At 68.9% G+C, this 19,554-nt stretch carries 20 protein-coding genes and 1 tRNA gene; 14 read left to right on the plus strand and 7 right to left on the minus strand.

Annotation, left to right across the window (positions count from 1 at the left end; all coding sequences use genetic code 11):
* Positions 1 to 173: 173 nt before the first annotated feature.
* Positions 174 to 258 (minus strand) — tRNA-Leu (locus KHC27_RS18165).
* Between the two features lie 372 nt (positions 259 to 630).
* Here KHC27_RS18165 and lipB point away from each other — a divergent pair.
* Positions 631 to 1,341 (plus strand): lipoyl(octanoyl) transferase LipB, encoded by a 711-nt coding sequence (gene lipB, locus KHC27_RS18170; RefSeq protein WP_213340796.1) that lies wholly within the window; start codon positions 631 to 633, stop codon positions 1,339 to 1,341.
* Positions 1,342 to 1,443: 102 nt separating this feature from the next.
* On the opposite strand, the gene KHC27_RS18175 is transcribed toward lipB, so the two are convergent.
* Entirely contained in the window at positions 1,444 to 1,737 is a 294-nt protein-coding gene (locus tag KHC27_RS18175) for an acylphosphatase (RefSeq protein ID WP_213340797.1), read from the minus strand.
* Positions 1,738 to 1,986: 249 nt separating this feature from the next.
* Between KHC27_RS18175 and mgtE the strand changes: the two genes are divergently transcribed.
* The 3 genes from mgtE (at position 1,987) to KHC27_RS18190 (ending at position 6,587) form a co-directional block, all read left to right on the plus strand.
* Complete coding sequence (gene mgtE / locus KHC27_RS18180) at positions 1,987 to 3,408, plus strand: magnesium transporter (protein WP_213340798.1); 1,422 nt, start codon at positions 1,987 to 1,989, stop codon at positions 3,406 to 3,408.
* A 135-nt stretch (positions 3,409 to 3,543) separates the two neighbouring features.
* Positions 3,544 to 5,781, plus strand: coding sequence for a putative bifunctional diguanylate cyclase/phosphodiesterase (locus KHC27_RS18185; RefSeq protein WP_213340799.1), 2,238 nt, complete (start codon positions 3,544 to 3,546; stop codon positions 5,779 to 5,781).
* An 11-nt stretch (positions 5,782 to 5,792) separates the two neighbouring features.
* The gene (locus KHC27_RS18190) at positions 5,793 to 6,587 is read left to right on the plus strand and encodes a YdcF family protein (protein WP_213340800.1); all 795 of its coding nucleotides are present in this window, start codon (positions 5,793 to 5,795) and stop codon (positions 6,585 to 6,587) included.
* Here KHC27_RS18190 and KHC27_RS18195 read toward each other — a convergent pair.
* Complete coding sequence (locus KHC27_RS18195) at positions 6,545 to 6,895, minus strand: DUF3253 domain-containing protein (RefSeq protein WP_213340801.1); 351 nt, start codon at positions 6,893 to 6,895, stop codon at positions 6,545 to 6,547. The two genes, KHC27_RS18190 and KHC27_RS18195, sit on opposite strands and share 43 nt — an antisense overlap.
* Positions 6,892 to 7,587 carry a DUF599 domain-containing protein gene (locus KHC27_RS18200; protein WP_246520048.1) on the minus strand — a complete coding sequence of 232 codons (696 nt, stop codon included), beginning with the start codon at positions 7,585 to 7,587 and terminating at the stop codon, positions 6,892 to 6,894. The genes KHC27_RS18195 and KHC27_RS18200 overlap by 4 nt, the downstream gene beginning before the upstream one ends.
* Positions 7,588 to 8,101: 514 nt before the next feature.
* Between KHC27_RS18200 and KHC27_RS18205 the strand changes: the two genes are divergently transcribed.
* The 3 genes from KHC27_RS18205 (at position 8,102) to KHC27_RS18215 (ending at position 9,653) form a co-directional block, all read left to right on the plus strand.
* Positions 8,102 to 8,776 carry a glutathione S-transferase family protein gene (locus tag KHC27_RS18205; RefSeq protein WP_213340802.1) on the plus strand — a complete coding sequence of 225 codons (675 nt, stop codon included), beginning with the start codon at positions 8,102 to 8,104 and terminating at the stop codon, positions 8,774 to 8,776.
* A gap of 140 nt (positions 8,777 to 8,916) precedes the next feature.
* Complete coding sequence (locus KHC27_RS18210) at positions 8,917 to 9,354, plus strand: DUF1489 family protein (protein WP_213340803.1); 438 nt, start codon at positions 8,917 to 8,919, stop codon at positions 9,352 to 9,354.
* 128 nt (positions 9,355 to 9,482) lie between these two features.
* On the plus strand, positions 9,483 to 9,653 hold the full coding sequence (locus KHC27_RS18215; RefSeq protein WP_213340804.1) for a hypothetical protein: 171 nt from the start codon (positions 9,483 to 9,485) through the stop codon (positions 9,651 to 9,653).
* 63 nt (positions 9,654 to 9,716) lie between these two features.
* Here KHC27_RS18215 and panC read toward each other — a convergent pair whose 3' ends face one another.
* Positions 9,717 to 10,574: a pantoate--beta-alanine ligase gene (panC, locus tag KHC27_RS18220; protein WP_213340806.1), complete on the minus strand. Its 858-nt coding sequence runs from the start codon at positions 10,572 to 10,574 to the stop codon at positions 9,717 to 9,719.
* Between the two features lie 168 nt (positions 10,575 to 10,742).
* Here panC and KHC27_RS18225 point away from each other — a divergent pair, with 168 nt between their 5' ends.
* A complete protein-coding gene (locus tag KHC27_RS18225; protein ID WP_425514892.1) occupies positions 10,743 to 11,423 on the plus strand; it encodes a VWA domain-containing protein in 681 nt (226 codons plus the stop codon).
* On the plus strand, positions 11,420 to 12,127 hold the full coding sequence (locus tag KHC27_RS18230) for a DnaJ domain-containing protein (RefSeq protein ID WP_213340810.1): 708 nt from the start codon (positions 11,420 to 11,422) through the stop codon (positions 12,125 to 12,127). The genes KHC27_RS18225 and KHC27_RS18230 overlap by 4 nt, the downstream gene beginning before the upstream one ends.
* Before the next feature lie 8 nt (positions 12,128 to 12,135).
* On the opposite strand, the gene KHC27_RS18235 is transcribed toward KHC27_RS18230, so the two are convergent.
* Positions 12,136 to 13,872: an SPOR domain-containing protein gene (locus KHC27_RS18235; RefSeq protein ID WP_213340813.1), complete on the minus strand. Its 1,737-nt coding sequence runs from the start codon at positions 13,870 to 13,872 to the stop codon at positions 12,136 to 12,138.
* A gap of 322 nt (positions 13,873 to 14,194) precedes the next feature.
* Between KHC27_RS18235 and KHC27_RS18240 the strand changes: the two genes are divergently transcribed.
* From KHC27_RS18240 to KHC27_RS18260, 5 genes are all read left to right on the plus strand, one after another.
* Positions 14,195 to 14,530 (plus strand): phasin family protein, encoded by a 336-nt coding sequence (locus KHC27_RS18240; RefSeq protein ID WP_213340815.1) that lies wholly within the window; start codon positions 14,195 to 14,197, stop codon positions 14,528 to 14,530.
* A gap of 406 nt (positions 14,531 to 14,936) precedes the next feature.
* Positions 14,937 to 15,272, plus strand: a complete 336-nt coding sequence (gene clpS, locus KHC27_RS18245; protein WP_246520058.1) for an ATP-dependent Clp protease adapter ClpS — start codon at positions 14,937 to 14,939, stop codon at positions 15,270 to 15,272.
* 31 nt (positions 15,273 to 15,303) lie between these two features.
* On the plus strand, positions 15,304 to 17,727 hold the full coding sequence (clpA, locus tag KHC27_RS18250; protein ID WP_213340819.1) for an ATP-dependent Clp protease ATP-binding subunit ClpA: 2,424 nt from the start codon (positions 15,304 to 15,306) through the stop codon (positions 17,725 to 17,727).
* Positions 17,728 to 17,936: 209 nt separating this feature from the next.
* Positions 17,937 to 18,593: an AzlC family ABC transporter permease gene (locus tag KHC27_RS18255; RefSeq protein ID WP_343210938.1), complete on the plus strand. Its 657-nt coding sequence runs from the start codon at positions 17,937 to 17,939 to the stop codon at positions 18,591 to 18,593.
* Positions 18,590 to 18,940, plus strand: coding sequence for an AzlD domain-containing protein (locus KHC27_RS18260; RefSeq protein WP_213340822.1), 351 nt, complete (start codon positions 18,590 to 18,592; stop codon positions 18,938 to 18,940). The genes KHC27_RS18255 and KHC27_RS18260 overlap by 4 nt, the downstream gene beginning before the upstream one ends.
* Positions 18,941 to 18,954: 14 nt before the next feature.
* Here the strand turns inward: KHC27_RS18260 and KHC27_RS18265 are convergent, their stop codons facing one another.
* Positions 18,955 to 19,380, minus strand: coding sequence for an HIT family protein (locus tag KHC27_RS18265; RefSeq protein WP_213340824.1), 426 nt, complete (start codon positions 19,378 to 19,380; stop codon positions 18,955 to 18,957).
* Positions 19,381 to 19,554: the final 174 nt, after the last annotated feature.

A 19,554-nucleotide genomic window follows, 5' to 3' on the forward strand; every position in this document is an offset into this window, starting at 1 on the left:
TCCGGCATCTGCCGGCGCTCGGAATGTGTATCGGGAAAGACAAGGCTGATCGCGGCCTTCGGCGGGATCAGCAGGCCGGTGCGGCGAACGGTGCCGGACGGTCTGTTCCCGCACCTTCTGTTCCGGTGCGGGAAAGCACGGCGCCGAAAGAAAGAAGCACCAATTCATAAGAATGGTGCGGTCGAGAGGACTCGAACCTCCACGGTGTTACCCACTGCCACCTCAAGGCAGCGCGTCTACCAATTCCGCCACGACCGCATGCCGTCTGGGTTTCGCAAGGAGCGGCGCCCGTCGGCGGGGCATCGTCTAACAGATCGACTCGGGGTCCACAAGTGCCGAGCCGCCTTCCAGCCGCTGCGCCGTGTGGTAGCTGTGGAACGTCGAGACATTTGCCGGCGCAGCCACTATTTCAGGCCCATGAGCGAGACGGGAACGCCTTTCACACCGCCGGAACCGGCCGCCGCGCCGGCGCCCTTGACGCCCGGCCGGCCGGTACCGGCCGCGCCAGCCTCTGCCGCGCTGTCCGGCGCGGGGGATCGGGCGGTCGCGCCGCCCGATGGCGCGGAGCCTCGCGTGCCGCCCCACGATTCCGCTGTCCGTGCCGGGTCCGGCGCCGGGGAGAGGGCGGCCATGCCCGCCGTCACGGCGCGCGGCGATCTGGCGGCGCGGCTGCCGGCGGAGGAGGGGGCGCCGCCGGTGCGCTGGCGGGTCAGCGAGGGCCTCGTCGCCTATCCCGACGCGCTGGCGGAGATGGACCGGCTCGCCGCCGCCATCGCCGAGGGCACCGAGCCGGAAACCGTGTGGCTGCTGGAGCATCCCCCGCTCTACACCGCGGGCACCAGCGCGCGGCCGGAAGACCTGGTCGAGCCCGACCGCTTTCCGGTCTATCAGGCCGGGCGGGGCGGCCAGTTCACCTATCACGGCCCCGGCCAGCGCATCGCCTATGTCATGCTCGACCTGCGCCGCCGCACGCCCGATGTGCGGCGCTACGTGGCGGCGCTGGAGGAATGGCTGATCGCCACGCTCTGGTCGTTCCACATTCGCGGCGAGCGGCGCGAGGACCGGGTCGGGGTGTGGGTGCGGCGGCCCGACAAGCCCGGCGAGGCCGAGGACAAGATCGCCGCGATCGGCATTCGCGTGCGGCGCTGGGTGACGCTGCACGGCATCGCGCTGAATGTGGAGCCCGACCTTTCCCATTTCGGCGGCATCGTGCCGTGCGGCGTGCGCGAGCACGGCGTCACCAGCCTGGTCGATCTCGGCCTGCCGCTCGACATGGCGGATGCCGATCTGGCGTTGCGGCAGAATTTCGAGGCGATCTTCGGCCCCACCGTCGCGGCGTGAGCCGGGGCGGGGAGGCACCGTGCCGCCCGGTCCCCCGTGCTGGCGCCGCAAAGCCCCGGTCCGCCAGCGGCTTGCGGCGTCGTCCGGCGAAAGGGATTGCGGCTACAGCGTCGGCAACACCGCGAAGGCGCCGTCCGTGACCTCTTCCGCGGGTCCCGGCGGAAGCTCGTCCACACGCTCCACCCGCGCGGCGGGCGGGCCGCCGTGGCAGGCGGCGATCAGCGCCTCCACCGCCGGCTGCTGCCCGCAGAGCAGGGCTTCCACCGCGCCGGAGGCGCGGTTGCGCACCCAGCCGGCGAGACCGCGGCGGCCGGCTTCCCGCGCGAGCCAGGCGCGGTAGCCCACGCCCTGCACGCGGCCGTGGATCATCAGGCGGATTTGGTGCGTCTGCGGCATGGAACGGGTCCTGTGCGTGGTCCGGTTTGCGCGCGCGGCCCGGAGCCCTGCGCGCCTCCGGGACGGAACGGCCCCCGCTCGGCCTGTCGCGCGTCGCCGGCACCGGGCCGGCCCCGATGTGGCACGGCTGCCCGCTTCCGGCAAATCTCGCCGCCGCGGCACCACCATGAATTGCCTTGGACGCGGGGGCTTTCTAAAGACGTCATGGCGCCGGGCCCGGCGTGCCTCCCTCACGACGCGGAGACCGGCATGCGCGACGAGAACGACCCCGGCGCTCCCGCGGGCGCACCGGCGCCGGCTGCGGCGTCCGCCCGCCCGGACCCTCGGCCGGCGGAACTCGACGACGCCTTCGTCGCCGCGGTCAGCGCGGCGATCGGGCGCGGCGACCTCGCCACGCTGCGCGAGCAGGTCGAAGGCCTGCACGAGGCCGATCTCGCCGCGCTGCTGGAGGCGCTGGAGCCGGCCGAGCGCCCGCGCCTCATCGAGCTGCTGGGCGCGGATTTCGACTTCACCGCGCTGACCGAGCTCGACGAGACGGTGCGCGTGCAGATCCTCGAGGAACTGCCCGCCGCCACCGTCGCCCAGGGCGTGAGCGAGATCGATTCCGACGACGCGGTCTACATCCTCGAAGACCTCGACGACGCCGAGAAGCAGGAAATCCTTGGCCAGCTCCCGATGCTGGCCCGCGCCTCGCTGCAGCGCAGCCTCGACTACCCCGAGGAGAGCGCCGGCCGGCGCATGCAGACCGAGTTCATCGCCGTGCCGCCGTTCTGGACCGTGGGCCAGACGCTGGACTATATCGGCGAGACCGAGGGCCTGCCCGAGACCTTCTTCGAGGTGTTCGTGGTCGACGCCACCTACCGCCTCACCGGCTCGGTGCCGCTCGACCGCCTGCTGCGCACCCGGCGCGGCACCAAGCTCGGCGAGGTGGTGACGCCCGACCGCCACGTGGTGAAGGCGACCGACGACCAGGAGGACGTCGCCCGGGTGTTCGAGCGCTACAACCTCATCTCCGCGCCGGTGGTGGACGAGGCTGAGCGGCTGGTGGGCGTGCTCACCGTCGACGACATCGTCGACGTCATCCAGGAGGAGGCCGACGAGGACCTCAAGGCGCTGGGCGGCGTCGCCGGCGACGAAGAGCTTTCCGACAGCGTCTGGTACATCGCCAAGAGCCGATTCACCTGGCTGCTGCTCAATCTCGTCGCCGCCAATCTCGCCTCCTTCGTCATCTCGCTGTTCTCGGGCGAGCTGCAGAAGATGGTGGCGCTCGCGGTGCTGATGCCGATCGTCGCCAGCCAGGGCGGCAATGCCGGCACCCAGACCATGACGGTGGCAGTGCGGGCGCTGGCCACCCGCGAGCTGCGCGCCAGCAATGCCGGCCGGGTGGTGGCGCGCGAGCTGCTGGTCGGGCTGTTCAACGGCGTGGCCTTCGCCGTCATCATGGCGGTGGTGGTGTTCGCCCGGTTCGGCGTGATCGACCTCGGCATCGTCATCGCGCTGGCCATGGTCATCAATCTGGTGGCGGCGGCGCTGGGCGGCATCCTCATCCCCATCGCGCTGCAGAAGCTGAACGTCGACCCGGCGGTTTCCTCCGGCCCCTTCGTCACCACCATCACCGACGTGGTGGGCTTCTTCGCCTTCCTCGGCATCGCCGCGCTGTGGTTCGGCTGATCCGGTCATTCGTCCATTAACGATTCGACGAAATCGTATCCAATCTGCCGCGACTTCTCGTGACAGATGCCGCCGCGTCGTGAACAGTGGCCATCTCCCCTCGCGGGAAGTGGTTCGCGTTCTGGACAAGGTGCCATGCCCCGCAACACCGGGCCTGCCGACCGGATGATCCTTGCGGTCGCCCTCGTCATCCTGGCGGCGGTGTCGGCCATGGGGGCGTTTTCGCTGGTCGCGGCCGAGCGGATCGACGCCTCCGCGGGGCGGCGGTGGACCGATCTGGTCGGCGAATCGCTGCAGCGGCGGGCCAGCGACCTGCAGCGCGATCTCGCGAGCTTCGCGCATTGGGACGAGTCGGTGCTGCGCACCGCCTTCTTCCTCGACGCCCCCTGGGTGCACCGCAATTTCGGCAAATGGCTGCACGACACCCGCCATCACGACCGCGCCTACATCGTGATGGGCGACCGGGTGACCTATGCCGCGATCGACGGCGAGATGGTCGCCGCCCGCACCGCGCCCTTCGCGGCAGCCGCCATCATGCCGATCGTGCGCGGGGTGGAGAGCGCCTATGCCTCCGAGGCGGCGCAGGCCGCGGCACAGGAGAGCCGCTCGGGTGAGGAGACCCGCCCCAACATCGCGCCGGTGTTCCGGGCCGGCTATGCCACGGTGGACGGCGTGCCGGCGCTGGTCGGCGCCATCAGCATCACGCCCGATCTCGGCCGCGTGGTGTCTCCCACCCGGACCCCGCCCATCGCGGTGACGGTGGAGTTCCTCGACGGCGACTTCCTCCGCGATCTCATCGCCGAGCTGCATCTCGGCGATCCCGCCGTCTCCCACGAGCGGCCGGGGGAGGATCGGCTGGCGGTGCCCATTCCGTTCTCCGACCCCGCGGAGCGGCCGGCCTGGCTGAGCTGGCTGCCCGAGAAGGCCGGAGCGACCCTGCTGCGGGCGCTGCTGCCCTCCCTGATCGGCACCGCCGTCCTGCTGCTGGCGGCCTCGGTGATCGTGCTGTGGTTCGCCCGGCGGGCGACGGCCGACCTCGCCGAAAGCGAGGCGCTGGCCTCCCGCCTCGCCTTCGTCGACCCGCTGAGCGGGCTGGCGAACCGGGCCATGTTCCTGCGCACGCTGGCGGCGCGGCTGCCCCGCACCGGCGGGACGAGCCGGCTGGCGGTGCTGTTCGTCGATCTCGACGGCTTCAAGGACATCAACGACACCCTCGGCCATCAGTTCGGCGACCTCCTGCTGTCGGAGGTCGGTTCCCGGCTTCAGCACCTCGCCTCGGTGGACGGGCTGGCGGCGCGGTTTGGCGGCGACGAGTTCGTGCTGCTGCTGCCGATCGGCCCCGACAAGGCCGAGCTGGAGCAGCTCTGCACCAACATATTGGAGGTGCTGCGGCAGCCCTTCTCCATCGGCGCCCACACCATCGTCATCGGCGGCTCGGTGGGCGCGGTGGTGGCGCCCGATCACAGCAGCTCGGCCGACGAGCTGATCCGCCTCGCCGACATCGCGGTGTACCGGGCCAAGGCGGAGGGCCGCGCGACCTTCCGGGTGTTCGAGCCGAGCATGGAGGCGGAGCTGCGCCGCCGCCGCGAGGTGGAGCTGGAGCTCGCCAGCGCGCTCGACCGCGGCGAGATCACCGCCTACTTCCAACCGCAGATGGCGATCGACGGCGAGATGGTGATCGGCTGCGAGGCGCTGGCGCGCTGGCAGCACCCCCGGCGCGGCATGATCCCGCCCTGGGAGTTCATCAGCATCGCCGAACAGTCCGGCCTCATCACCCGGCTCGACATGTATGTGCTGCGGCAGGCCTGCCTCGCCGCGCGCGACTGGGGCGGCATCAAGCTCGGCGTCAATCTCTCGGCGGTCGACTTCCTGTCGCACGATCTCGTGCGCAACATCGCCGCCATCCTGGAGGAGACCGGCTTCGAGCCGAGCCGGCTGGAGGTGGAGATCACCGAGACCCTGCTGGTGGGCAACCAGCCCGAGGCCTTCACCATCCTCTCCGCCCTGCGTGAGATGAATGTGCGCATCGCGCTGGACGATTTCGGCAGCGGCTATTCCTCGCTTGGCTATATCCGCCGGTTCCGCATCGACAGCCTGAAGATCGACCGCAGCTTCATCCAGAACATCGGCGTCACCGACGACGCCCCCGCCATCATCGACTGCGTGGTGCGGCTGGCGCGGGCGCTGGGGGTGACGGTGACGGCGGAAGGGGTCGAGACCCGGGCGCAGCTGCGCTACCTCGCCTCGGTGGGCTGCCATCACGCCCAGGGCTATCTGTTCGGCACGCCGATGCGGCGGGAGGATTTCGAGCAGTATCTCAGCCAGCGCCTGCCGCGCCGGGAGTACGGCGAGTTCCGCGCGGCCTCCAAGTGAACGGAGCTGCCGTGTTCTTCGTCGTCTCCAAACTCTTCTGGTCGGTCTTCGCGCCCTCCACCTTCCTCGCGGTGCTGGTGCTGGCGGGCCTCCTGCTGGCGCTGCGCTGGCGCCGCGCCGGCCTCTCTCTCGCCGGAGCCGGGGTGGCGGCGCTGCTGCTGTTCGGGCTGTCGCCGCTCTGGGCGGCGCTGCTGCTGCCGCTGGAGAACCGCTTCCCGGTGTTCCAGGACGATGGCGGGCGGGTCGACGGCGTCGTCGTGCTGGGCGGCGGCCAGAACCCCGACATCTCCGCCCTGCGCGACCAGCCGGCCTTTTCCGACACGGCCGAACGCATGATGGCGCTCGCCTATCTCGCGCGGCGCTATCCCGACGCCCGCGTCGTGTTTTCCGGCGGCAGCTCGGCGCTGGAGGCGCAGGCCGGCTTCACCGAGGCGGCGACGGTGCGGCGCACCCTGCCCTGGCTGGGGGTGCCGGTGGACCGGGTCCTGCTGGAGGATCGCTCCCGCAACACCTGGGAGAACGCGGTCTTCACCCGCGATCTGGTGCAGCCCCGGCCGGGCGAACGCTGGCTGCTGGTGACCTCCGCCTATCACATGCCGCGCGCGGTCGGCTGCTTCCGGGCGGCGGGGTTTCCCGTCACGGCCTTTCCCGTCGATTTCCGCACCACCGGGACAATCGGCACGTCCAGCGTCGCCGGCTCGCTGGCCGAAGGCCTGCGCCAGTTCGAAATCGGGCTCAGGGAATGGATCGGCCTGCCGGTCTACTACGCCACCGGGCGGTCGTCGGCGCTGTTTCCCGCGCCCTGAGGCGCGGGGCGGCCGAGGCGATAGACGCCGCGGAACTCGCCGGGGTCGACCGGCCGGCCCTTGCGGTAGATGGCGATGCGCCCCTCGATGGCCATGCGCACCGCGGCGCGGCGCACCCGCGGCAGGAAGCGCTGCCAGCGGTCCCGCGTCTGCGCCTCGGTGGCGACCCGCACCGCCGCTTCCGCCGGGCTGATCGGGCGGCCCTTGGGGTCGGCGGCGATCAGGGCGAGGATGGCCTGTTCCACCGCCGGATCGGCGTCCACCGTGCCCTCGGCGGGGATCGCGGCGTCCTCATGGGCGGCGTTCATGCAGTCTCCTCCTCGTCCAGCACCCAATGCGCGTCCGCGCCGAACTGGCGATTCAGCATCACCAGGAACAGCGCGAAGGTCGCGGCCATGAAGGCCCAGCCGTTCACATACCAGCCGAGATAGCCGATGGCGAAGAAGAAGGCGCGCTGTCCGCGGTTGAAATGCCGGCCCGCCAGCGTCGCCATGCGGGCTGCCTTGCGAACGTGGCGCTGCGCCGCCGGGGTCTGCGCCTCGGCGGGCGGCGGCGTCGAGCCCAGCAGGATGGTGGTGTAGTTGAACAGCCGGTAGGCCCACGCGAACTTGAAGAAGGCGTAGGCGAAGATGATGGTGATGCCGAAGGTTTTCAGCTCCCACGACATCCGGTTTGCAGGCGCCACGAAAGGCAGGTCGGAGAAAATCTTCATCACGTCCTCCGAGGATTGGAGGATGGCGAGCGAGGCGCCGATGGCGAGCAGCGAGGTCGAGGCGAAGAAGGCGGTGCCGTTTTGCAGCGCGGCGACGATCTGCGCGTCGACGATGCGGTTGTCGCGCGCCAGCATCCGGTTCATCCAGTCGAGCCGGAACTGGTCCATCCGCCGGTTGAGGGTGCGCCGCTCCGACCACGACCCTTCCATGAGCTGGTGGTAGGTCAGCCATGCCGCGAGGAAAACCGCCAGCGCGACGTAATCCAGAAGCGAGAAACCCGGGATCATCGCAGGGTCGGTCTCCGGCCGTGTTCGGCGCCCGCGCCGGGCCGCGTCTCATGCAGGCCGCACGGGACAGCAATGCACGCGTGCGGGGCATCATGACGGTTTTGCGATTGCGAAATCATTCACGATTCATTAGCTTTTGAAACATGCAGCGCGATACGGCCGGGGGGCCTGCCGACGCCGCGGGCAGCTTCATCATCATGGTATCTCCTATGAATTCCGTTACCGAGCGCTCCTGCTGGGGCGTGGCACGCTGGGCAGCCGCCCTCTTCCTTGCCGGTGTCGGCATCGTCTACCTCTTCGGCGGATTCGCCTCGGTCGTCAGCAGCTAGGCCGCGCCGCCGCTTCCGCCATCCGCCGCCGGCCGACCCCTCAGTCGTGGGTGCGCGGCGGCTGCGGCCTTCGCGGCGGTCGTTTCGCGATAGCCTGGGGGCAGCCGGCCGCCGAGGTGCAGCGACGACTTGCAGTGGTAGGGTTTTGCCCCGATTGTCCGCGTCGGACAGGGGAGAACTCGGCTGTGGCGCTCAAGCTCATCATCGGCAACAAGAACTATTCGTCCTGGTCGCTGCGGCCGTGGCTGGCCTTGACCGCGGCGGGAATCCCGTTCGAGGAAGAGCTGGTGCTGCTCGACACGCCGGAATTCGTCGAGCGGGTGCGGCCCTATTCGCCCACGCTGCGGGTGCCGATCCTGATCGACGGCGACGCGGTAGTGTGGGAATCCATCGCCATCATCGAGCACATCGCCGAGCGCTTTCCGCAGGCGGGCATCTGGCCCGCCGATCCGGTGGCGCGGGCGCGGGCCCGTTCGCAGGCCACCGAGATGCATGGCGGCTTCTCCGGCATCCGCAGTGCGTTCCCGATGAACCTCTGGCGGCCGGTCGCGCCGCACCCGGTGCCCGAGCGGGCCCAGCGCGACCTCGACGCCATCACCGCCGGCTGGCGCACGGCGCGCGAGCGCTTCGGCGCCGGCGGCGACTTCCTGTTCGGCGCCTTCGGCGGCGTCGACGCCATGTATGCCCCCATCGCGACGCGCATCCGCACCTATGGGCTGCCGGTCGACCCGGTGAGCGCCGCCTATGTCGAGGCGATCCACGCCCACCCCGCGTTCCGCGCCTGGTATGACGCCGCGCTGCAGGAGACCGCGCTGGTCGCCGATGACGAGATCGACTGGCCGGTGGTCAAGCGGATCTGACGAATCAGGCCTTGGGCCGGGCGCACCCGCTGCTCCGCCGAGGGGCGACCCGGAGCGTCCGTCACAAAGCGGGTGCGCCCCTGAAAAATTCCGGCGCCGGGCTCTGGCTCCGCGCCCGCCGCGCGTGCTAGCCAGACCGCATGCCGCTCCACCTGCTGAAGCTCTGCGTCGGTGCCGACTCCATCGAGGACATCGAGGCATGGATCGCCGAGACCCTGGCCGATCAGGCCGGGCGCGGCCTCGCGCCCCATCACGCCCACGTCACGCGGATGGTGCCGACCCGGGTGGAGGAACTGCTTGACGGCGGCTCGCTCTACTGGGTTGTCAAAGGCGAGGTGAGCTGCCGCCAGCGCCTCCTCGCGGTGACCCCCTTCGTCGATGCCGATGGTATTCGCCGCTGCGAGCTCGTGCTGGAGCCGTCGGTGCAGCGTGTCGAGCCGCGGCCGAGCCGCCCGTTCCAGGGATGGCGGTATCTGGCGCCCAAGGATGCCCCGCCCGATCTGGGTACCGCCAGTGGCGGCGGCGAGGCGCTGCCGGAGAGCCTGCGGCGCGAGCTGCGCGCGCTCGGCCTGATCTGATCCTCCCGAGCGGCGATGTCGGCCTCATCGTCCACCTCATCGCACTGACCATCCATCCCGAGCGGACCCATTTCCGGCGTCGCGCGTTGGCACGAAAGCAATGGGCAGACAACGCGGAAGGACGGAACATGGCAGAGGACAGCACCAAGGAGAATCGCGTCGTAGAGAATGGCGAGGTCGGCGTGCAGTCGACCACCCCGTCGCGGCAGAGCGTCGAAGTGCGGCCGATGCGCTACGTGCTCGGTATCGGGCTGGTGCTGGTCATCATCGGCATGGCCGTCAGCTACATCAGCATCTAGCCGAAGCGAGCCGGTGCAGCAGCCGAAGTTCCTTAGAATCAATAACTTGGCCGCGATGGCTCGCTAGCCCGCCGGCACCGGCACATTGTCGATGAGCCGGGTCCGTCCCAGCCGCGCTGCCGTGAGAAGGCGGATCGGGCCGTCGGCGACTGAGGCCACCGGCGCCAGCGTCAGTGCGTGCCGGGCGGCGACGTAATCGACAGAAAAGCCTTGCGATTCCAAGAGGTTGCGCGCTTCGTCGGCCGCAGCCCCGGCATCGCCGCCCGCCGCGATCCTCTCGGCGGCCGCGGTGAGCGCCCGGTAGATCAGCGGCGCCAGCTGGCGCTCCTCGGGCGAGAGATAAATGTTGCGCGAGGAGAGGGCGAGGCCGTCCGGCTCGCGCACCGTGGGTACGCCGACGACCTTGACGCCGAGGTCGAGGTCCCGGGCCATGCGGCTAACCACTTGAAGTTGCTGGTAGTCTTTCTCGCCAAAAAAGGCGAGGTCGGGCCGGCACTGGGTGAAGAGCTTGGCGACCACGGTGGCGACGCCGGCAAAATGGGTGGGACGGAACGCGCTCTCCAGCCCCTCGGCGGGCCCGCCGAGCGACACCGTGGTGCAGAAGCCGTCCGGGTACATCTCGGCGACGTCGGGGGTGAACACCGCATCGGTCCGCGCCGCCGCCAGCTTCACCATATCCGCCGGCAACGTCCTGGGATAACGCGAGAAATCCTCGTTTGGGCCGAACTGCGCGGGATTGACGAACACCGAGGCGACGACCCGGTCCGCCCGCCGCCGCGCCGCGCGCACCAGCGCGATATGGCCGACATGGAGCGCGCCCATGGTGGGGACCAGCGCGACGCGCTCGCCCGCCGCCCGCCACGCCCCGACCTGCCGGCGCAGCGCTGAGACCGTTCGTATCCGCTTCAATCCGTCATACATTGCCGAAAACCGCCCTTTGGCGCCCCGCTGGCGCGGTGGGTGGCGGGAACCTATCAAGCACCTTCGAACCGTCAACCGCGCCGTTCCGCGCGCTTGGCCGCAGGGTGATAAACGGGCGTGGGCATGGTGTCTCGACGGGTGACGACGACAGGCGCGACAACGGGGGAGGTGGACGCCTTTCTCCGGAAGATCGCCATAACCCCTTCTCCGATCAGTAAATCTTCCAGTGCCGCGCGGCGGCTGGTGTTCGGCCTCGACGCGACCATGAGCCGGCAGCCGACCTGGGATCTCGCCTGCACGCTGCAGGCCGCCATGTTCGAGGAGGCGGCGGCGCTCGGCGGGCTGGAGGTGCAGCTGGTGTATTACCGCGGCCCTTCCGAGTGCCGGGCCTCGCGCTGGACGCCGGATGCGATCAAACTCGCCGCCCTGATGGGGCGCGTCGGTTGCCAGGGTGGGCCGACCCAGCTCGCCCGCATGATTCGGCACGTCGAGGACGAGGCGGCGCGGGCCCCGGTCGGGGCGTTCGTCTTCGTCGGCGACGCGATGGAAGAAGGCATCGATGCCGTCTGCGCCGCCGCCGGCCAGCTCGCCTTGCGGGGCGTGCCCGCCTTCATGTTCCAGGAGGGCAGCGATTCCGCCGTCACCACCGCCTATCGCGAGGTCGCCCGGCTGACCGGAGGCGCGTGGGCGCGCTTCGATGCCGGCGCTGCCGGCGAGCTGCGCAACCTGCTGCGAGCCGCGGCGGCCTATGCCGCGGGCGGCGCGGAGGCGCTGACCAGGCTGGCAAGGCAGCCCGGTGGCGCCGCCGCCGCCGGGCGCCTGGTCGCCTCGATGCGGGGCGGCCAATGATCAATCTGCTCCTTGGCGCCCTGATTCTCGGTGGCGGAATCTACCTGCTGAAAATGCTGGGCCGTGCCGACCCCAAGCGTCTCGCGCGCACGCTGCGGGCCCTCGGCGGCTGGGCCTCGCTGGCGCTGGCGGCGTTTCTGCTGCTGAAAGGGCAGGTGGCGACGGGGCTGCCGCTCGGGCTGTTCGGCCTGTCGCTGCTCGGCTGGAGCGCGACGCGTCACGCAAGCGGGTTCTTCCGGCGTTCTCGCCCCTCGCCGGGCCGGGCTTCCCGCATTCGGACCGCGCAGCTCGACATGAGCCTCGACCACGACAGCGGCGCCCTGTCCGGCCAGGTCCTCACCGGCGTCTTCGCCGGTCGAGCGCTCGATCAGCTCGACCTGATGCAGCTCATCGCCCTCCGGCGGGAGAGCGATGAGCAGAGCCGGCGCCTACTCGAAGCTTATCTTGACCGCCGGGCGCCCGGCTGGCGTGAACACACTCAAGGCGACCCGGGCGGGCGGAGCGCTGCGCCGCCGCGCGCTGGCGCGATGACGGAAGAGGAGGCCCACGATGTCCTGGGCCTTCAGCCGGGGGCGGGCGTGCCCGACATCACCAAAGCTCACCGGAGCCTTATGAAGAAACTCCATCCCGACCAGGGCGGATCGAACTATCTCGCGGCGCGGGTCAATGAGGCCAAGGATATCCTGATGCGTCGACATCGCTGACACCGCCTTCAATTCCGGAACACCATGCAGGCGAAGTCGCCGCGCTTCAGCGCCTTGCAGGCGTTCTGAGCCGCGGCCTGGGCGTCGAACCCGGCAAAGCGGGCCCGAACGATCGTGGACGAGCCCTTGCGGGCCACTTCGGTGAAGGGCTCGGCCTGGCGCAGGGCCGCGCCGCCGATCGACTTGGCCTTGGCCATGTGGGCGCGGGCATCTTCCTCCGAGCCGAAGGCGCCGATCTGGATGCCCCAGCCGGACCGCGCCGCGGCCTTGGCGGTGGTCTTGGAGGTCGGCGGCGGGGCCGCTGGAGCGGCAGGGGCGGGCTGCGCGGGCAGCGTCACCGGACCGGCGCTGGCGACCTGAACCGGACGCGTGGTCGGGCGCGGCGCCGGGGCGGTGCTGCCGCCCATGCTTGCGGCGGCGAAGGTAAGGGTGCCGAGCGTGCCCGGCTGCCCGCTGATCGAAGCGACTGGCGCGCTGGGACGGGGCACCGCGATGGTCTTCACAGGCGTCGGCACGATCGGGGCCACGGAGCCCGCGGCGGGTGCCGCTGCAACTTCCTGCGGCGCGGACGGGGCGACATACATGATGCGGGTGGCCGCGGGAGCCTGCTGCTGCGGAGCGGCGGCGGGCGCCGGTGCCGGTGCCGGGACGGCGGCAACGCGGGTTGTCGCTGGCGCTTCCTCGGGCAGGGCGGCGGTGGTCATCTCGGCCTCGTCCTCGTTCAGCTCGGCAACGGCTGGCTCGGGAAGCGGGGCCGGCGCGGTGGCGCGGGCGATGGTTGGCGCAGAGGCGGCTGCCGCCGCGTTCTCGGCGACCGGCGCGACCACCTGGCGCCCGGCATAGGCGACGGGGAGGTAGGTGGTGAGCAGCGCGGCCATCTGCTGATCGCGCGAGGCGGCGGTCCGGCCGCCCAACACCACGGCAACCAGATGGCGGCCGTCGCGCCGCACATTCGTCATCAGGTTGAAGCCGGAGGCGGCAGTATAGCCGGTCTTGATGCCGTCCACACCCTCGATCTTGCCGAGCAGGCGGTTGTGGTTACCGATGGGCGTACCCTTGTAGTAGAAGGTGCGGGTGGCGAACATCGGGTAATAGCGCGGGAAGCGCTCCTGGATCGCGCGGGCGAGGATGGAGAGATCGCGCGCCGTGGTGACCTGACGCGGGTCGGGCAGGCCGTTCGGATTCACGAAAACCGAGCGCGACATGCCGAGCGCGCGCGCCTTGCGGGTCATCATGGTGCCGAAGGTGGCGGTGTCGCCGGCAATGTTCTCCGCGATGACGACGGCGACGTCATTGGCCGAGCGCGTGATGAGGGCCTTGATCGCGTCTTCGACGGTGATTGTGGAGCCAGGCTTCACGCCCAGCTTCGAAGGCTGCTGCGCCGCCGCGTAGCGGGAGACGGTCAGCTCCGAATCCATGCGCAGCTTGCCGGCGCTGACCTGCTCGAACAGGAGATAGAGCGTCATCACCTTGGTAACGGAAGCAGGGTGCCGCAGCTCGTCGGCCGCCTGCTCGCGCAGGACACGTCCCGTATTGGCGTCGACGACGATTTCCGAATAGCCGTGCTTCCAGACTCCCGACGCTGCTGCGGTCTTCGGGGCCTGCTGGCTCACCGCCGGCCGCGCCGCGACACGCTTCTTCTTGGTGGTCTTCGCCTCGGCAACACCGGCACCAGCCACCGCCAGCACCATGAGGAGCGCGCCGGCACGCAAGCAATACGCACCGAAAGTCGCCGGAACCCGCATGGACCCGTCCCGTCTACGCTGCGGCCTCAGGATCGGCCGCCACCATCACTCTGGCTGACAGTCAGCCGACGACATATTTTCCGTGTGGGGCTGTCGCGAAAGTTGCGTGCCGGCCACATCCCGAAGGTTACCGAGAGCGCAGTTACGAACTCGTAAATTGGAGGTCGTCCGCGGACCGGAGGACACACATCGTGGGTTCGTTTTGCGCTGCACAATGACCATTGACGGTCATGGTGCGATGCGATATGCATAACCTCGCGTCAGCCGTGGTCGGCCACGCGCCGTCAGGACGGCGGCAGGGAGCGCAAAAGGGAGTTGCCCAATGCTGCAGAACATCGAAGAGATGCAGAAGCTCGGGAAAGAGAACGTCGATCTCGCCATGAAGAGCTTCGGCACCGTGTCGAAGGGCTTTCAGGCCATTGCGGTCGAGGTGGCGGACTATTCCAAGAAGTCGTTCGAGGACGGCACGGCCGTCGCCGAGCAGCTCTTCGGCGCCCGCACGCTCGACAAGGCCGTCGAGATCCAGTCCGCTTATTTCAAGAGCGCCTATGAGGGCTTCGTCGCCGAGGCGACCAAGCTCGGCGAGCTCTATGCCGACCTCGCGAAGGAAACCTACAAGCCGTATGAAGGCCTGATCGGCAAGTTCGCGGTGAAGTGAGGCGGCGCCGCCGGCCCCCTTGGGGGACGATGACGGCGTGAGGTCACGATGTCTTCGAAAAGGGGTCCGCGGTTGCGGGCCCCTTTTTCATTTGGCGTGCCCGCACTCCTCGATACGGCGGGCCGCCGCTACGGATCGGCAGGTTCGCGCGCGGAAGGGGTGGCGTATGATCGCAGGGCGCGGGCTCGTCTCCGTGCACAAGGCCGCTCGACGCCGTCATCACGCTGTAGTGAGATCTTTGGCGGGCCTTGATTCCGTAAGCCGCCGGGTCCCCAATCGCGCATCGCCACTCTGGCGCAAGCCAGGAGGCGAACATATTATAGTCTCGACAGTCCCGATCATCCGGCCGGGAAAGGAATTGGATCACGCGATGCTCGCGGACGTGCCGACCAGCCACACAGCGTTCATGATGGCCGACGAGGAGCGTCGACGGCGCGGCGACAACGCGCCCGGTACGGCGGTCATCACGCGTGCCAAACCGCAGACCAAGCGGCCTAGCCTGTACAGAGTGCTGCTCATCAACGACGACTACACGCCAATGGAGTTCGTCGTGCATGTGCTTGAGCAGTTCTTCAACAAAAGCCGGGAGGAGGCGACCACGATCATGCTCCATGTGCATCAGCATGGGGTCGGGGAATGCGGTGTCTTCACGTATGAGGTGGCCGAGACAAAGGTCACGCAGGTGATGGACTTCGCCAGAAAGCATCAACATCCGCTGCAGTGCGTCATGGAGAAGAAGTGACGCGCAGCAGCGGCTAAACGAAGAGGTCCCGATGCCCACCTTCTCCCGCAGCCTCGAGCAGTCGCTTCACCGGGCCCTCGCGCTCGCCAACGAACGCCACCACGAATACGCCACCCTCGAGCATCTCCTGCTCTCCCTCGTCGACGACCAGGACGCCGCCGCCGTGATGCGGGCCTGCAATGTCGATCTCGAGAAGCTCCGTCGCAACCTCGTCGAATACATCGACACCGAGCTCGACAATCTCGTTCAGGATGCCGGGGACGATTCCAAGCCCACCGCCGGCTTCCAGCGCGTCATCCAGCGCGCGGTCATCCATGTGCAGTCCTCCGGCCGCGAGGAAGTGACGGGCGCCAACGTGCTCGTCGCCATCTTCGCCGAGCGTGAGAGCCATGCGGCCTATTTCCTGCAGGAGCAGGACATGACCCGCTACGACGCGGTGAACTACATCAGCCACGGCATCGCCAAGCGCGCTGGCATGTCCGAGAGCCGGCCTGTCCGGGGCGCGGAGGAGGAGACGGAGACGAAGACCGGGGAGGACACCAAGAAGAAGGCCGATGCGCTCGATGCCTATTGCGTGAACCTCAACAAGAAGGCGCGCGAAGGCAAGATCGACCCGCTGATCGGCCGTGACGGCGAAATCCAGCGCACCATCCAGGTGCTGTGCCGCCGCTCCAAGAACAACCCGCTGTTCGTCGGCGACCCCGGCGTCGGCAAGACCGCTATTGCCGAAGGGCTTGCCCGTCGCATCGTCAATGGCGAAGTGCCCGAAGTTCTGCGCGGTGCCACCGTCTTCTCTCTCGACATGGGCGCCCTGCTGGCCGGCACGCGCTACCGCGGCGACTTCGAGGAGCGCCTCAAGCAGGTGGTGAAGGAAATCGAGGCGTATCCGAACGCCATCATGTTCATCGACGAAATCCACACCGTCATCGGTGCGGGTGCGACGTCGGGCGGCGCGATGGACGCCTCGAACCTCCTGAAGCCGGCGTTGGCTTCCGGCACGCTGCGCTGCATCGGCTCAACCACCTACAAGGAGTACCGGCAGTACTTCGAGAAGGACCGGGCCCTCGTCCGCCGCTTCCAGAAGATCGACGTCCCGGAGCCGACCGTTCCGGATGCGATCGAGATCCTCAAGGGGCTGAAGCCTTATTTCGAGGACTACCACCGACTGCGTTATACCAATGATGCGATCAAGGCGGCGGTGGAGCTGTCGGCGCGCTACATCCACGACCGGAAGCTGCCGGACAAGGCGATCGACATCATCGACGAGAGCGGCGCGGCGCAGATGCTGCTGCCGGAGGCCAAGCGCAAGAAGACGATCGGCGTGAAGGAGATCGAGGCGACCATCGCCACCATCGCTCGCATCCCGCCGAAGTCGGTGTCGAAGGACGATGCCGAGACGCTGGCGAACCTGGAAACCACGCTGAAGCGGGTGGTCTACGGCCAGGACAAGGCGATCGAGGCGTTGTCGGCGTCCATCAAGCTCGCCCGCGCCGGGCTGCGCGAGCCGGAGAAGCCGATCGGCTCGTACCTGTTCTCGGGCCCGACCGGTGTCGGCAAGACCGAAGTCGCCAAGCAGCTCGCCTCCAGCCTCGGGGTCCAGCTCCTGCGTTTCGACATGTCGGAATATATGGAGCGGCACACCGTGTCGCGGCTGATCGGCGCGCCCCCCGGCTATGTCGGCTTCGACCAGGGCGGCCTCCTGACCGATGGCATCGACCAGCATCCGCATTGCGTGCTGCTGCTGGACGAGATCGAGAAGGCGCATCCCGACCTGTTCAACATCCTTCTGCAGGTGATGGATCACGGCAAGCTGACGGACCACAACGGCAAGCAGGTCGATTTCCGCAACGTCATTCTCATCATGACGACCAATGCGGGGGCGGCCGATCTCAGCAGGTCGGCCTTCGGCTTCACCCGCACCAAGCGGGAAGGCGACGACGTCGAGGCGATCAATCGCCTCTTCGCGCCGGAGTTCCGCAACCGTCTCGACGCCATCATCCCCTTCGCCCATCTCACCGGCGAGATCATCGGGCTGGTGGTTGAGAAGTTCGTGCTCCAGCTCGAGGCCCAGCTTGCCGACCGCAACGTCACCATCGAGCTGTCCGACGAGGCGACGGCGTGGCTGGTGGATCGCGGCTATGACCAGCAGATGGGTGCCCGTCCGATGGGCCGGGTCATCCAAGAGTACATCAAGAAGCCACTCGCCGACGAGGTCCTGTTCGGCAGGCTGAAGAATGGCGGTCATGTCCGCGTCGTGGTGAAGGACGAGGAGGGCGAGACCACGCTCGGCTTCGAATTCCCGGACGGGCCCGTGACGCCGAAGCCGGAAAAGATCGAGCCGGAGAAGAAGGCGCCGCGCCGCAAGGCGGCTGCGGCGCCGGCCAAGCCGAAGCCGCGCAAGCCCTCGGGCGGCGCGCGCAGCACCACGCCAAAGGTCCCGCTGGTGAAGGCCTGATTCGTGCTGTCCTGATCCCGTTGCGGCCGGTTGTCGTGACCGGCCGCAACGAAGGGCGGGGTTGACCCTGCAGCCGTGGGGCGCGATGAGAACGCCAGAGTTTGCATATGGTGTCCTCCCCCCCTCATAGCGAAGCCGGTCCGGCCCTCCGGCCACGCCGCCACTGGTTTGTGGCCGGCATGCGCGGCGCGACAGCCGTGCCTGGCCTTGTGCTGATCGCCGCCTATATCGGCTTTGGCGGCCTTGCCCATGGTCTCGGCCTCGCCTTCTTGCCTACGCTTGCCTCGACGCTGTTCGTCTGGGCCCTGCCGGCGCAGGTGATCCTGGTCGGAGGGCTGGGGGATGGCACGGCCCTGCCGGCGCTGGCGCTGGCGGTGGGGCTGTCCGGTGTGCGTCTGTTGCCGATGGTCGTTTCGCTCATGCCGCTGATGCGCGGTCGTCGGCCGCGGCTGTGGCTGGAACTGATCTGCGCCCATTTCGTCGCTGTCACCATGTGGGTTGAAGCCCTTCGGCAGCTTCCACCCGTGCCGACGGAAGGGCGGCCGGCCTATGCGCTGGGGCTTGGTGCCGGCCTGACCCTGATGTGCGTGGCAGGAACGACGATCGGCTTCTACCTCATGAGCAGCCTGCCGGGGCCACTGGCGGTCGGTCTGCTGATGCTGACGCCAATTTCCTTTTCCATCCTGCTGGTCCGCAATGCCGCCGTTCCGATGGACTGGTTCGCAATCGCGGCCGGCACGGTGCTGGCGCCGCTCGTCGCGGGCTCGCCCGGTGGGCTCGACCTGTTCTGGAGCGGGGTTGGCGGAGGCACCATCGCCTTTCTCGCGGGCGAGGGGCTGGCTCGCATCAGGGCGGCGCAGACATGAACCTGTTCGGCGGCGAATGGAACGCGGTGCTGGTCGTGCTGCTGGTCGGATTCCTGCCGAACGAGGTCTGGCGGGTGCTCGGCGTCGTCATCGGTCGCGGACTCGACGAGAACGGCGCGGTGATGCGCTGGGTTCGGGCGGTCGCGACGGCGCTGCTCGCCGCCGTCGTCGCCCGTCTCGTGCTCACCCCGAGCGGGGCGCTGGCGGCGCTGCCGCTCTGGCTGCGGCTGGGTGCGCTGGTGGTGGGAATCGGCGGCTTCGTGCTCAGCCGCCGCTCCGTTCTCGTCGGTGTCCTAGCCGCCCAGGCGACGCTGATCGGCGGGGCCTGGTGGCTGGGCTTGCGCTGATCCGGCCCTGATCTTCAGTCGGCCAGGGCGGCACGCAGGCGCTCAGCCTGCTCGGCCAGCACGTCCGGCTGCTCCATCTCCGACTGAGGCGGCTTCAGGCCGACCCCTTCCTGCCGTGGGATGACATGGACATGGAGGTGAAACACCACCTGACCGCCAGCGGTCTCGTTGAACTGCTGGACGGTGATGCCGTCGGCATCGAAGGCCTTCATCTGCGCCCGTGCCACCTTCTGGGCAACCTGCGCCACATGGGCGAGGTCGGCGGCCTCGATGTCGAGGATGTTGCGTGCGGGAGCCTTCGGCACGACAAGGGCATGACCCGGGGCGCGGGGCATGATGTCGAGGAAGGCCACCGCGCGGTCGTCCTCATAGATGCGATGGGCCGGCAGTTCGCCGCGGAGGATCTTGGCGAAGATGTTGCTCGGATCGTAAGCCGACATGCGGACTCCCCTAGGTTGCCGGGTGCTTCGATGGCAATGAACCGCCGCGAGGTCAAGGCTCGTCGGTGGCGCGGCGGAAGGGGCTGAGGCCGGAAAGCTCTTCGCCGGCTTCGGCGACATGCGGATTCCGACGTAACCGGCCACCTATTCCAATCATTATCCGGCCACCGTTCC

This window comes from Ancylobacter lacus (assembly GCF_018390635.1).
Lineage (GTDB): Bacteria > Pseudomonadota > Alphaproteobacteria > Rhizobiales > Xanthobacteraceae > Ancylobacter > Ancylobacter lacus.